11 protein-coding genes are annotated in these 13,443 nt (G+C 37.4%); 7 read left to right on the forward strand and 4 right to left on the reverse strand.

The window, feature by feature from the left end:
* Window position 1: 1 nt before the first annotated feature.
* The 6 genes from PZ892_RS12615 to PZ892_RS12640 are packed head-to-tail and all read left to right on the forward strand — an operon-like array spanning window position 2 to window position 8,080.
* The gene (locus tag PZ892_RS12615; RefSeq protein WP_094256024.1) at window positions 2-1,546 is read left to right on the forward strand and encodes a RagB/SusD family nutrient uptake outer membrane protein; all 1,545 of its coding nucleotides are present in this window, start codon (window positions 2-4) and stop codon (window positions 1,544-1,546) included.
* A 2-nt stretch (window positions 1,547-1,548) separates the two neighbouring features.
* The gene (locus tag PZ892_RS12620; protein WP_094256025.1) at window positions 1,549-2,289 is read left to right on the forward strand and encodes a fasciclin domain-containing protein; all 741 of its coding nucleotides are present in this window, start codon (window positions 1,549-1,551) and stop codon (window positions 2,287-2,289) included.
* A gap of 4 nt (window positions 2,290-2,293) precedes the next feature.
* Window positions 2,294-3,907, forward strand: a complete 1,614-nt coding sequence (locus PZ892_RS12625) for a DUF5008 domain-containing protein (RefSeq protein WP_179221411.1) — start codon at window positions 2,294-2,296, stop codon at window positions 3,905-3,907.
* 10 nt (window positions 3,908-3,917) lie between these two features.
* On the forward strand, window positions 3,918-5,639 hold the full coding sequence (locus PZ892_RS12630) for an alkaline phosphatase family protein (protein WP_094279972.1): 1,722 nt from the start codon (window positions 3,918-3,920) through the stop codon (window positions 5,637-5,639).
* Between the two features lie 11 nt (window positions 5,640-5,650).
* On the forward strand, window positions 5,651-7,027 hold the full coding sequence (locus PZ892_RS12635) for a DUF1735 domain-containing protein (protein WP_094256028.1): 1,377 nt from the start codon (window positions 5,651-5,653) through the stop codon (window positions 7,025-7,027).
* Window positions 7,028-7,045: 18 nt separating this feature from the next.
* The gene (locus tag PZ892_RS12640; RefSeq protein WP_094279971.1) at window positions 7,046-8,080 is read left to right on the forward strand and encodes a PKD domain-containing protein; all 1,035 of its coding nucleotides are present in this window, start codon (window positions 7,046-7,048) and stop codon (window positions 8,078-8,080) included.
* Between the two features lie 505 nt (window positions 8,081-8,585).
* Here PZ892_RS12640 and yajC read toward each other — a convergent pair.
* Genes yajC through PZ892_RS12660 form a run of 4 tightly spaced genes read right to left on the reverse strand, consistent with a single transcriptional unit; the run spans window position 8,586 to window position 11,457 of the window.
* Window positions 8,586-8,900 (reverse strand): preprotein translocase subunit YajC, encoded by a 315-nt coding sequence (gene yajC / locus PZ892_RS12645; RefSeq protein ID WP_094279970.1) that lies wholly within the window; start codon window positions 8,898-8,900, stop codon window positions 8,586-8,588.
* A gap of 27 nt (window positions 8,901-8,927) precedes the next feature.
* The gene (locus tag PZ892_RS12650) at window positions 8,928-9,377 is read right to left on the reverse strand and encodes a DUF1573 domain-containing protein (RefSeq protein WP_094279969.1); all 450 of its coding nucleotides are present in this window, start codon (window positions 9,375-9,377) and stop codon (window positions 8,928-8,930) included.
* Window positions 9,378-9,387: 10 nt separating this feature from the next.
* A complete protein-coding gene (gene nusB, locus PZ892_RS12655) occupies window positions 9,388-10,338 on the reverse strand; it encodes a transcription antitermination factor NusB (RefSeq protein ID WP_169715150.1) in 951 nt (316 codons plus the stop codon).
* A 48-nt stretch (window positions 10,339-10,386) separates the two neighbouring features.
* Complete coding sequence (locus PZ892_RS12660; protein WP_094279968.1) at window positions 10,387-11,457, reverse strand: Glu/Leu/Phe/Val dehydrogenase dimerization domain-containing protein; 1,071 nt, start codon at window positions 11,455-11,457, stop codon at window positions 10,387-10,389.
* Between the two features lie 148 nt (window positions 11,458-11,605).
* Between PZ892_RS12660 and PZ892_RS12665 the strand changes: the two genes are divergently transcribed.
* Window positions 11,606-13,378, forward strand: a complete 1,773-nt coding sequence (locus PZ892_RS12665; protein WP_094279967.1) for an ABC transporter ATP-binding protein — start codon at window positions 11,606-11,608, stop codon at window positions 13,376-13,378.
* Window positions 13,379-13,443 lie beyond the last annotated feature (65 nt).

The raw sequence follows: 13,443 nt of genomic DNA on the forward strand, positions 1-13,443 counted from the left end.
TATGAAAAACTTGATAAAAAATAAATTAGCAGTAATTGGTCTAGGTATAGCTCTTGGATTCAGCTCTTCTGGTTGTAAGAATTACTTGACCGTAGAACCAATTGACCGTCTAACAGGAAATAACTATTACTTGTCGCAAAAGGATGTCGAGTCCAATTTTGCATTTATGTATGCCAAATTCTTCGAGAAAATCAATGAAACCTGGGTAATGGGCGCAATTGGTGAAGCCCGTTCAGGTGAGATATTTGTATCTGAAGGCGCCAATAGTTACAGTCAACGGAAGGTAATTGAAGTATTAGGTAAGAACCAATTGCCAGCAGCAATGTACTCTTCCCAATTTGATTGGTATAAATTACATGTGATTTCAAATTGGACAAAATATTACCAGGTTATACAAAGTGCAAATATCCTGATCGGAAAACTAGAGGAAGGAATCCCTGGGGTTACAGGCTCAGACCAAGCTAGATATATTGCGGAAGCAAAATTCTTGCGTTGTTTCACCTACTTCTGGATGGTACGCCTATTTGGGGATGTCCCATACTACACCGATCCTTATCATACCGAACCTTTAGCTCGTGAAAACATGGTTTCGGTATTAAATAAGTGTATTGCCGAATTAACTCCGCAAAAAGATTTAATGCCATGGTCATTAAATGATCCAGGTTTAAGAGGCGCTAGACCTGCAAAAGGGGCGATTATAGCCTTATTGATGCATATGAATATGTGGAATTCAAGCTTTGACCCAGGTAATAAAAATAAATACCTTAATGAAGCAGCAAATTTGGGCAAACAGTTGATCGACAGTAAGCAACATAAACTTATTGCTCCTTTTACGGACCAAAACTGGGCGGTTGTAACCAAAGGTAGAAGTGAGGAGTCTCTTTTTGAATTCTACAAAAGTATTAACTATGGTGATTTTGTTGAACCCTTAGCACCATTTTGGGATCACTTTCTTCGTTGGCCATATAAATTCCCGAGATACACGAATCAGTTAAGTCACTGTTTCTTTATCTCTACCTATATGAATCAAATTTTCCCTGAAGGCGATGCTGATAAACGTAGGGAAATGTGGTTTGAAGATATTACTTCGGATAATGGCCGTTTCGTCCTTCGTAAATTTGGTACAAACGTTTATGCCTCAGGTAATGAGGACAAAAACCCGGACAATACTTTTAGTATCTTCCGATATGCGGATGCCATTCTATTATATGCGGAGGCATGTGCTGAATTAGGTAAAAATAACGAGGCTATTGCTGCCGTAAATATGGTCCGTGATAGAGCCCAAGCTACCCGCTATAGTGGCGGTGGCGGCGGAGCCCTGAAAGACTTTATTTTCCTAGAAAGAGAAAGAGAATTAATAGGAGAAGGTCATCGTTATTTTGATTTGATTCGGACCAGAAGATTAATGAGTGCAGAATGGACCATGAGTCCATTAACACTTGACCAATACAACCGTGGAGGTTGGACCTGGCCAATTGATCCTTCGGCCATGAACAATAACCCGAATATGAAACTGAATGAATACTGGACAACAATTGGACGTTAATTATGAAAAGATTATTTAAACCTCAATACATTGCACTGTTCTTTTTTGGAATCCTATTCCTGAGTGCGTGCAGTAAAGATGATTATTATGAAGATGGAGGCTTAGCGAAGGCAGAGTTCGATGGTAGTATCATACAATATCTGGAAACAAAACCTGTTCTTTTTGACACCATTGTCGAAATCATCAAATTAGCCGGACTTGAAAAAGATTTTCAGGAAAAAGAATTTACCTTCTTTGCCCCTGCTGATCCAGATATTAAAGGTTTAGTCCGAAACCAACTTAATCCAACCTTATTTTCGAATGGATTGGATACCATAAAAACCTTGGCCGATGTGGATGGGGAAATTTGGAGAAAATACCTCTTGAGACATATGTTCAATGGTAAAAATAAATTGGCGGATTATCCTCAAATAGATGTGGACTTATTGAGTACTTATCCTGGACAAAACTATATCTCTTTGGAAGGTTCTGTGTGCAACATTGGAGTGGTATTTAACGATATCGTTCAGATGAATGGGTCCACAGTGGTTTCAAGATTGAAATATAAAGGTTACAGGCAGTTGCAATTATCCTATATTCAAAATGAATCAAATCCAACTGCTTTCCTTTCCTACCCGGTTTCAACTTCGGATATACAACCAAAAAATGGTGTAATTCATGTACTTGATTATACGAAGGCTTATTTCGGATTGGATATACTTTCAATGGATTTTATATCAGATGTTGTTCAAAGTAAACGCTAAAATTATGATAAAGAAATTAATATATTATATGCTTTCAATCAGCTTCTTTGGATTATTCTCATGTTCCAAAGATGTTGAATTCCATTCTGACCCTTATCAACAAGGAAAAGAACCTTTGGGAATTGTTATTGAAAGTACACAGAAACCTGCTCCTGAAACTGGTGGACCAGGTACCCTGGTAAAATTTAAGGTCACTGGATTGACAAACTATAAGGAGAAAGCAATTTTCACCTTCAATGGTCAAAAAGCAGAAATTGTTTCCATTACCGATGGAGAAATTACGGTTAAAGTTCCTGAATTCGCAAGTACAGGAAAAACAACCATTCTGATAGATGACATTGTCTTCTATGGTCCGAACTTCACTGTTCTTGGCAAGGTTCAATTAGACCCTACCTGGCAAGCGAAATATGGTGTTTCTGGTGGTAGTAGCTATATTGCTGATATCCTAACAACCATTGAGGACAAAAGAGTCTTGGTGGGCGATTTCTCGAATTATGAAAACAAAGGTAATATCAAACCAAATAATCGTATTGTTAGAACCTTTAGAAATGGAGAATATGACGCAAGTTTTAGAGTCGGAAATGGATCTAATGGATCGTTAAATTCTATTATTCAAATTCAGAATGCTTATTATATTGCTGGTAATTTTTCTGGTTTCGACCAAAGGACCGACAATATCTCCAATCTAACCAGGATTAATTTAAACGGTCAGATCGATACGATGGAAGTTAAACCATTTAGACCTCCGCATTTACCGGATACCCTAAAATACTATCCTAAATTCAATGGTGGCTTCAACCAAGCTGTTTCCAGAATTTTCCAACATAGAGGAAAAATATTAGCTGTCGGAGATTTCAGATTCCATATTCACCGGATTTATGGTAAACCAAATTATATGGAAACACGTGACTCTGTTATTTTGGATAGTACCGAGATTCGTTCTGTGGCTCTTTTGAATCTGGATGGAACCCTGGATAAAACCTTTAGGTTCTCTGGAAATAAAGCCTTGTCTGGGGCAAATGGATTTGTCAATGCATACTACCATGAAACAGGTGCCTTAAAGGGTAAAACTGTCGTTTATGGTAAATTCAGCAACTTTGATGGGCAAGCCGCAGGGAATATTGTCCGTCTGAATGAAGATGGAACCGTAGATAAAACATTTAATATCGGTACAGGTGCAAACTTCACTGTTAGTAATGTAACCTATAATGATAAAACAGGCAAATATGTCTTAACAGGTGGCTTTAAAATGTTTAATAATGTGAACTCTCCGTATTTAATCCTTTTGAATTCCAATGGGTCTATTGATAATACTTTTAAAGTAAAAAGTTTTGGAACGGGCAGTGCCGGTTATGCCAAACAATTGGATGATGGCTTAATCGTTGTTTCCGGAGGCTTTAAAGAGTACAATGGAATTGCAAGATCTGGATTTATGATTTTGGACAGTAAAGGAGACCTGGTAAAAGGCATGAACAATTCAGGTTTGGTGCAAGGTTATATTAGTAAAGTTATTGAAACAAAATCTGATGATGGTAAAAGAGCTTTATTGTTATTGGGTGGCTTCTCGAAATTTGACAATGTCGATGCCCGTGGTATAACAAGAATTACAATTGAATAAACTCCTAATTATGAAGAAACGTATTTTAAACTCCATATCAGCATTCATGCTGATGATTCTGGGCCTTACTACTATTACTTCCTGTCAGGAGGAATTTTCTAAGGTGATCCCAGAAAATAATAATGATTCCATAGATGTTATCTATGGAACTCCAAAAGTATTATTATTGATTGTGGATGGTGCTCGCGGGGAATCCGTTCGAACTTCCAATATTCCCAATATCAATGCACTTATTCCCCATTCTATCTATTCATGGGTATCGCTAAGTGAAGAAAATGCCGCTGGAATTTATTCCAATTGGTCAAATTTATTCACCGGTGTTAACTTTAGCAAGCATGGAGTTAGGGATAATACTATTGAAAACAATAAATTCGATGCGTATCCCCTATTGGCACAACGCATTAAGGATGCAACAAATGACTCAATAAAAATGAGTACCATAAGTTCGAATGCAACATTCCTTAAATATTTTGGCGCAAATACCAAAGCTCTAACAGCTCAAAATGATGATGATGTAACAACTAAAGTAATCAACGACCTGAAAGATGAAAAGTTATCACTTATTACAGGACATTTCTCCGCTGTTGATGCTGCTGGCAAATCCGCAGGATATGATGTTTCAAAGCCTGCCTATAAAGCAGCTATCGAGAAGTTTGATGCTCAGGTTGGGCAAATGATCAAAGCTTTGGAAGCTCGACCTAGTTATGCAAAGGAAAACTGGATGGTCGTAATTACCTCCAGTCAAGGTGGAGAATATGAAATCCCTCCTGCGCAAAATGATAATACCATTTTTAGTAATGCTGCTGTAAATACTTTTACAGTAATTTACTCCCCTAAATTCAGTACCAAATTTGTGGGTAAACCATTTATTGGAAATAAATTTATCGGGGATTTCATGCGCTTTAATGCTGAAAACTATGCCCAATTGGATTCTGGTGATAACAGCATCTTCAATCTGGACAATAAGGATTTCACCATTGAGCTAAAAATCAAAAAGAATAAAGGTCGCGACAACAACTACGCCTTTTGGTATCCTTCCATTATCGGAAAGAGAAAACATTGGCAAGGTGGTTGGGGCGAAGATCCAACTGGTATCGGTTGGGTAATTCACCTTTCTGGTGAATCATGGATTTTCAATGCGCGTGGAGATAAAGGTACCGGAGAAGTGAAAGCAGATAAGAACTTGAACCGTGGTACTTGGAACTCTATTGCAGTAACCGGTCAAACCGTAGATGGTAAGAGAACGGTAAGATTATACACCAATGGGGAATTATCAAAAGAGGCGGAAATTACTGGCTGGGGATCCATCACTTCAGAAGCTAAATTAAGAATCGGATTCCTAGAAACACGTGAAGGATGGCGTTCTGATGCTTACCTAGCGGATGTAAAAATTTGGAAAGAAGCTCTCTCACCTCAAACCATTAAACAGTATAGCTGTGAAGTCGGAGTAGAATCGAATCACCCGAATATTAATTTCCTAGCTGGTTATTGGCCAATGAACTCCACCGATGGTTCTGTTCTTTTGGATGAAGGCCCATTTGGTTCACATATGAAAACTCACGGAAATTATCCGATCACCAATTTGAATGATTTCATCTGTGCACCGTCTGCAGAAACCCTGAGTGCTTTGGTTCCTAGAAACATTGATGTTGCTACCCAAATCATTAGCTGGTTAAAAGTTCCGAGACAGTTGAGCTGGGGATTAGATGGTCGAGTGTGGATTGATAAATAAACCTTTAGATTATGAAAACCATGTTGAAATTATTCAAAAATATATTCCTACCTATCCTACTCTTCTCCATTATTTGGGGTTGTAAGGATACGGCATTGGAAGATTTCGCCATCAAACCAGGCTCCTCGACCACGGTTGGTTCTGGGGATATTGCTGGGGGAATCACCAAGACCAATGAGCAAATCACGGTTCCTGTGAGCATTAAGCTCAGTACTCCTGCTTCCAAAGCATTTGAAGTTAATTTGGCAGTCAATCAAAAAGCCGCTGCTGATCATATTAAATCCAAAAACTTGGGCAGTAATTATGTCGCTATCAGAGCAGAGTCTATTTTCCTGCCAAACAGTACCAAGGTAAATTTTGGAGCTGACTCTACAGTATTCAGTTTAACCATAACACGCACCGAAGTTGAAAAATACTTTGGAAAGAATATTGTAATTGGTTACAGCATTACAAATGCGGGAAAAGGAAATAACATTGATAAAAACAATGCGATCGGCGTATTGATCTTAAAGGTAAATGATTTAATAACCCAATCTGATATTCACTTTCTTTCCTTAACGAATGGTGCTGGAGAAGTTTTGGTTGCGAAGAACCAAATGAACTATGAAAGTTCATCTTCGGGATTGACGATCCCTATTGGAGTCAGCTTGGCGAGTTTCCCGGGATCTGCATTTTCAGTAGATATCGGAACCTCAACGGATACAATCGCCCAATTAATCAAAGCCGGGACACTTCCTGCAAACACCATTGGTTTAAATCCAGACCAATATACAATCGCTTCAAAAGTACAGTTTCCAAGTAATGCAAAAAATGCAGGACTTGAATTGACAGTACCCTGGTCGGTTATCAGTGCGAATCTGGATAAAAAATTAGCTGTCATGGTGGAGTTAACTTCCTCTACCCTACATGTAATCAACCCAGAGAAAAGCTATGGTATCTTTTTGATTGATTCTGAAAATGTGGTAGAAGTCGATGTTACCAATGATGGCGTCTACAGTTATAGCCGTGATAATGGTAACCAAAATGAAAATGCATTAAAACTAATTGACAACAATTATGATTCTAAATTCTTATTGTTTGACTTCGTTGATTTGGAATTAAAGCTAGTTTATACGGAAGCTCAGAAAATTGGTGCTTACACCTTTACATCAGGTAATGATGCTCAAGAGCGTGACCCAGCAGAATGGGTGTTATATGGATCAAATGATGGTAATACCTGGGAGGCAATCGATGTTCGCCGTACGGAGGTATTCAATGGTCGGAAAGAAACTAAGCGCTTTAATATTGAGTTCCCGAAAGCTTACAAACAATTTAAGCTGCACATAGAAAGAACTAGAAGTAGTAGTTTATTCCAAATGGCAGAATGGAGAATGGTTAGAATTCCTTAACTAGCAATTTACAGAATTATGAAAATAATGAAATATGCATTTATCTGTTTAATCATAGGATTGATAAGCAGTTCATGTAAGAAAGAAGAACAAGGGGTTCCGGAAATTGTCGAGAAAGAACCAAAACCAACGGCATCATTTAATTATGCCTTGGTCAGCGCCAATGACCCTTTCACTTATAAATTTGATAACAAAGGCACTAATTTTAAGGAAACCCGTTGGGCATTTGGGGATGATAGTACATCCTCAGTGGTTGCACCCACCCATACGTTTCTAAAAACTGGAACTTTTGTGGTTACCATGACAGCATTAAATGGCGAAGGATATTGGGCGCAAAGAGAGGAAACTATCCGAATATCTGCGGCGAACCTAATCAAGGTGAACACCAAGAGCTTAGGGGCAGGTAAATTGAACCTTTCTTTTACCACGAATATGGCTGTATCCAAAACGGAATGGAGAGATGGGTACAAAAATACATCGGCGGTCATAAGTACGGATAAAACCATTGATCTGACTTTTGAGCCAGGCACTTTTAAGGAAATTCAGTTAAAGGTGACCACATCGAAAGGATCAACAGCCATCTTGGATCTTTTTGTTGCCGAATTGGGCTTGATTAAGGATGTTACAACCTTCCAAAACACATTCACGGTATCTCATGAGAACAGTGGTGGTCCAGATGCTGGTGAAGGCTCTAAGAAGATGATTGACGGTGATATTACAACCAAATTATTTGTTGGTGGTGTGGGTGGCAATATGAGTTGGCAATTCTTGTTTGATGCACCACAAATTGTGAATGGATATAGTATGACTTCTGGTAATGACTCACCAGACCGTGATCCAAAACGCTGGAAAGTAGAAGGATCCCTGGATGGTAAAACCTGGGTGACCGTCGATGAAAGGTCCAATGAATTCTTCACCGAAAGAAGACAATCAAGAACCTTTAGATTTACAAATAAGGAGGTTTATAATTACTATAAATTCTCTATGTTAGAATTGAATGGCGGTAGTAACTTCCAGATGTCTGAAGTTCGAATTTTAGAATTCCCGCAATAAAGAGTCCATATTAAAAATTGATAGTTTAGTAATAATCTGGTTGCTGATTCTGTTTACAGAAGAAAGCAATCAGATTTTTTTATGGAAGACTTCCACCTCTCCCATAGGTTCCTTAGGAGAGAAATCAATTCCCATTCTGATATCCAATGAAATTTCATATTAATTCAATTCATGTTCCAAGCTAATTCTAAATACTAGCACATTTCAGCCTCACTTCCTTCTGAGATTCTCAGGACCTTGTCCGCAAATTTTCGAAGGATGTCCGAAGAAGGTCCGGAGAAGGTCCGGGAAAAATCCCTAGAAACCTGCTATTTGAATCGAATTTTTAGTGCTAAAGAATACTATTTAAGGTTTAACCAAAGAAGGATGAATAAACTTAAGATCAGTAGAGATAAGAGGGGTTAGAAAATAACAGGAAAGTGGAATGGGGAATAGGAAGAAATTATAAGGAATAAAAAAAGTCTGTTTGGAAATTCCAAACAGACTTTTTTTATGGTTTTAATGCTTACGCAGTTTTCTCAGTATTCAATGCTTTAGAAGCTTCAAGAGAAATTGCAGTTTTGTCGAAGCGAATTTTAACACCGTTACCAACATCAACTAAAAAAGTTTTGTCGCTAACTTCAACGATACGACCATGGATACCAGCAGTAGTAACGATTCTAGAGTTTACGCCAATTTCTTCGATATATTTTTTGTGTTCCTTTTGTTTTTTCATTTGTGGTCTAATCATAAAGAAATAGAAAACCACTATGATCAATACCATAGGAATTAACTGTGCAAAGCCACTTCCACCTAATTGTAATAAAATTGTTGAAATCATCTGTATATTATAATTTATAGTTTGCTATTAAATTGCTTCAACTTCACCTTTTAGTTGAACAGTCGTAATATTGGATTCAGCATTTGAAGCAATCGTAATAATTTTTTGTTGCAATCCAATCTGTCCGGCACTATTAAATTCAACAGCTATCTCGCCTGTTTTTCCTGGTAGAATAGGTGTAGTTGTAAATGTTGGAGTTGTACAACCACAACTTGCTGAAACCTGAGATAAAATAACCGGACTTGTGCCTGTGTTTTCAAACTTGAAAACATGTTTCACCACTTCACCTTCCTTGATCTTTCCGAAATCATAAACAGAACTTTCAAAATCCATTTTCCCAATTCCATCAAATCCTTCCGCAGATGCTGCATTTGCAGATGCTTCAGCTGAATTATCAGCATCAGATTTTTTTGCTTCCTGATTACAGGAGCTCATAAAAACAGCTGCAGCAACGAAAGATAAAATTAATTTTTTCATGTTTATTTCATTATGCAATTAATCCTCTACCCTCTTTTTTGATTCTTCTTTGCGCATTCAAATCCGCAAGGATCTTATCAAGGATACCGTTGATAAAGGTACTACTTTTCAAGGTACTGAAAGATTTGGATAATTCAATGTATTCGTTAATTGTAACTTTCACTGGAATAGTAGGGAAATTAATCAATTCTGTAATGGCCATACGCATCAATAAATTATCCACTAAGGCGATACGGTCCGATTCCCAGTTTTTAGTTTTAGCAGCAATCATATCCTGATATTCTTCCCCATATTTAATGGTCAACTTTAATAAGTCGATGATGAAATCTTTGTCTTCGATCCAACTAGGGGTCAAATCTGCTAATTTATTTTTTGCAGGCACCTCAGAACTGAAGTTCTTGAAAGTTTTGGCAATCATCGCCTGTAACACTTCTTTATCGACTTGCCAATTGATGAAACGCTCATCCAAGGCTTGTTCAATATCTGGTGATTTCAGAATAATCTTTTTAAAGATATATTTAATGATATCCTTTTCTGCCGAAATAGAACGGTCTTCTAGATTTAGGTATTCCAAATAGGCTTCAGAATCCTTTAATTGAGCGAAAATAGAACGCACGATTTCAGGATCATAATTCCAGTCAACGTTATAGCGTTTTACTTTTTCCAGGTACTCACGATTTTGTCGCAAGGAGTCGATAAAAGTATTGCTATTTAATTTTGTAGAAGTAAAGGTCTTATCCTTATCGGTTGGTATCCACTTATTGGCAATACCTTCCACATCGATCAAAACATACTCTGCCACTTCATCCAAAAGATTTAGTGTCCAGATATACATTTCATCGACTTCCTCAACGCTTTTGAGCAGACTTTTCTCAAAATTTACAATGCTCTTGTCTTCCGACAAGCTGTAGGCATACAATGTCTGCATGACCTTTACCCTAAGGTGTCTTCTATTTAGCATAATTTAATGAAAGAACGAATATTTAATAAAGAACGATATTATACTATATTATTTTAATTTCTTCATGTCCGCAATACGCTTTTCAGCTAATTCTTTAGCGGCCTGATGAGTTGAAATATTTTCTTCTTTTGATTTTTGAATCACGTGTCTGGTTGCAGTGTAGATGTAACGGATCAAATGATCTGTACGATCGGCACCATAACCTTCTAATTCAGAGTAACAACTGATAAGAGCACCAGCATTGATTAAAAAATCAGGGGTATAAAGGATATTATTTTCCTTTAATAACTCTACAGTTTTTTCTTCTTCCAAAAGTTGGTTGTTTGCAGAACCCGCGATAATTTTACAACGCATACGAGGTACGGTATCTGGATTTACAGTTCCACCTAATGCACATGGTGCATACACGTCAGCATCCAATTCAAAGCTTGTCGAATAGGTAATAGGTTCTGCTTTGTATTTGGCAGCGATTTTCATTTTTCGCTCCTCAGTCATATCAGAAACATATACTCTTGCATTTTCAGCGCGTAATAAGGATACCAAATGTTCCCCTACGCTACCCACACCTTGAACGGCAATTTTTCTACCAGCAAGGTTATCATCGCCATACAATTCTTTGATTGCGGCTTTGATACCGTAGTAAACACCTTTGGCTGCGAAAACCGTTGTATCACCTGAACCGTTTAATGAAGTTGGCAGGCCAGCAACATAATCCGTTTCAGCATGAATATATTCTAAGTCTTTTTGCGTAGTACCTACATCAATCGATGCAATAAAGTTTCCGTTCAATCCATTGATGAATCTTCCGAAACGACGCATTAAAACTTCAGATTTTTCAGTTCTATTGTTTCCTATGATAATTGCACTACCACCACCAAGGTTAAGACCAGCTAAGGAAGCTTTATAGGTAATTGCTTTCGAAAGACGCAAAGCATCTTCAATTGCTTCTGCTTCGGTTGCATAAGGCAACATCCGGACACCGCCGATTGCTGGACCTAATGTCGTATCATGAATCGCTACAATAGCCTTCAAGCCGACTTCTTTATCATTACAAATGAAGATATTTTGATGGTCAGAAACACGCATCAAATCAAATAAGGAGGTAGAATCTTTTTGCATAAACAAACAAAATTTAACAGGTACAAAATTAGTAAATTATTTAGTTCTTTAAGGAAAAGGCTTAAAATATTCGAATAAAGGCAAACTATTGACATTATCACAACTTTACTCCATAGTTTATTGAAAATTATCCATTATTTTTGTTCAAATGAAGGAACTATCATACCTCAATAAATTTTTCTATAAGTACCGTTGGCGCATTATTCCAGGTGTGATATTCGTAATCATATCAAATTACTTCGGAATTCTTCCTGCACAGGTCATCCGTGAAGCTTTTGACCTGGTCAAGGAAAACATCGATTTATATAGATTATATGATGGATTCGACCGCCAATCGATCATCTATGAGGTATTCAGTAAAAGCTTATTATTCTTCGGAATTGTCGTGTTGGTGCTCGCCTTATTAAGAGGAATTTTTCTCTTTATGATGCGACAAACCCTGATCCTTACCTCCCGACATATTGAATACGATATTAAGAATGAAATTTACCAGCATTATCAGCAGTTGGATTTTTCATTTTATAGAAAGAACAATACTGGGGATTTGATGAATAGAGCAACTGAGGATGTCAATCAGGTTCGAAACTACTTAGGCCCAGCAATCATGTATGCGATTAATACCATTGTATTGTCTATTATGATTATTTACGCCATGTATAATGTAAACGCTACATTGGCGACCTATTCCCTCCTACCGATTCCTATTATCTCGGTCATCATCCTTTTTGTAAATAAGGTCATCAATAGAAGAAGTGAACGCATTCAACGTCAGTTATCGCAATTATCATCCTTTGTACAGGAAACCTTTTCAGGTATTCGGGTGATCAAAACCTATACGCGAGAGCAGGATAAAATGGAGAATTTCAAGGTAGAGAGCGATCGATACAAGGATATCAATTTAAATCTGGTAAAAGTTCAAGCGATCTTCTTTCCATTGATTATCTTCTTAATTGGATTCAGTACCATTGTAACAGTTTATGTGGGTGGATTAGAGGTAAATGCTGGAAATATTACTGCTGGTAATATTGCGGAATTCATTATTTATGTGAATCAACTAACCTTTCCGGCGATGTCCTTAGCTTGGGTAACCTCCTTGGTTCAAAGAGCGGCAGCATCACAAAAAAGAATAAACGAATTCCTACATACTCATTCTGAAATTAAAGGTGGAACCTTGGATCACGAAATCAAAGGCGATATACAGTTGAGAAATGTTTCATTCACGTATCCGGAAACTGGGATCAAGGCTATTGATAATATCAGCTTTCATATTCCAGCAGGCAAGACCATGGCTATTATAGGACGTACAGGGTCTGGAAAATCAACCTTGGCTAATTTGCTGATGCGTATGTTTGATGCGGATCAAGGTGAAATCTTATATGACCAACGTAATATTCGGGAATATGATTTAAAATCTGTTCGGGAACAATTTGGATTTGTACCACAACAAGTCTTTTTATTCTCGGATACCATTGCTAGAAATATAGCCTTCGGCTTGGATCAAGTTGAGATTGATAGAGTTGAACAAGCGGCTAAGGATGCTGTGGTATATGAAAATATTATCGGCTTTGATGAAGGCTTTGAAACACATATTGGCGAGCGCGGAATCACACTTTCAGGTGGTCAAAAACAAAGAGTGTCGATTGCAAGGGCATTGGTCAAAGATCCTAAAGTTTTAATGTTTGATGATTGTCTTTCTGCGGTAGATACGAAAACTGAGGAAGAGATCCTACATAATCTAGGGAAAATCATGGCAGGAAGAACCTCTATTATTATCGCTCATCGAATTTCTACCATTAAAAATGCAGATCATATTTTAGTCCTTGAAGATGGTAAAATAATCGAAGAAGGCACACATGAACAGCTGCTAGCCATCAATGGAGAATATGCTTCTTTATATGAAAAACAATTGTTAGAAGCATAAAGATTATACTTTAACAAAAAAGTAATAATTACATTAAATAGCCCTTATTAAATTAGATGTAAATT

It is taken from the genome of Sphingobacterium sp. WM, assembly GCF_029542465.1.
GTDB lineage: Bacteria > Bacteroidota > Bacteroidia > Sphingobacteriales > Sphingobacteriaceae > Sphingobacterium > Sphingobacterium cellulitidis.

What these genes read in the sequence shown, in the direction of transcription:
- nusB (WP_169715150.1), bottom strand. Translation starts at nt 10,338, where the DNA reads ATGCTAAATAGAAGACACCTTAGGGTAAAGGTCATGCAGACATTGTAT.
- PZ892_RS12630 (WP_094279972.1), top strand. Translation starts at nt 3,918, where the DNA reads ATGAAGAAACGTATTTTAAACTCCATATCAGCATTCATGCTGATGATT.
- PZ892_RS12650 (WP_094279969.1), bottom strand. Translation starts at nt 9,377, where the DNA reads ATGAAAAAATTAATTTTATCTTTCGTTGCTGCAGCTGTTTTTATGAGC.
- PZ892_RS12625 (WP_179221411.1), top strand. Translation starts at nt 2,294, where the DNA reads ATGATAAAGAAATTAATATATTATATGCTTTCAATCAGCTTCTTTGGA.
- PZ892_RS12665 (WP_094279967.1), top strand. Translation starts at nt 11,606, where the DNA reads ATGAAGGAACTATCATACCTCAATAAATTTTTCTATAAGTACCGTTGG.
- PZ892_RS12620 (WP_094256025.1), top strand. Translation starts at nt 1,549, where the DNA reads ATGAAAAGATTATTTAAACCTCAATACATTGCACTGTTCTTTTTTGGA.
- PZ892_RS12660 (WP_094279968.1), bottom strand. Translation starts at nt 11,457, where the DNA reads ATGCAAAAAGATTCTACCTCCTTATTTGATTTGATGCGTGTTTCTGAC.
- yajC (WP_094279970.1), bottom strand. Translation starts at nt 8,900, where the DNA reads ATGATTTCAACAATTTTATTACAATTAGGTGGAAGTGGCTTTGCACAG.
- PZ892_RS12635 (WP_094256028.1), top strand. Translation starts at nt 5,651, where the DNA reads ATGAAAACCATGTTGAAATTATTCAAAAATATATTCCTACCTATCCTA.
- PZ892_RS12640 (WP_094279971.1), top strand. Translation starts at nt 7,046, where the DNA reads ATGAAAATAATGAAATATGCATTTATCTGTTTAATCATAGGATTGATA.
- PZ892_RS12615 (WP_094256024.1), top strand. Translation starts at nt 2, where the DNA reads ATGAAAAACTTGATAAAAAATAAATTAGCAGTAATTGGTCTAGGTATA.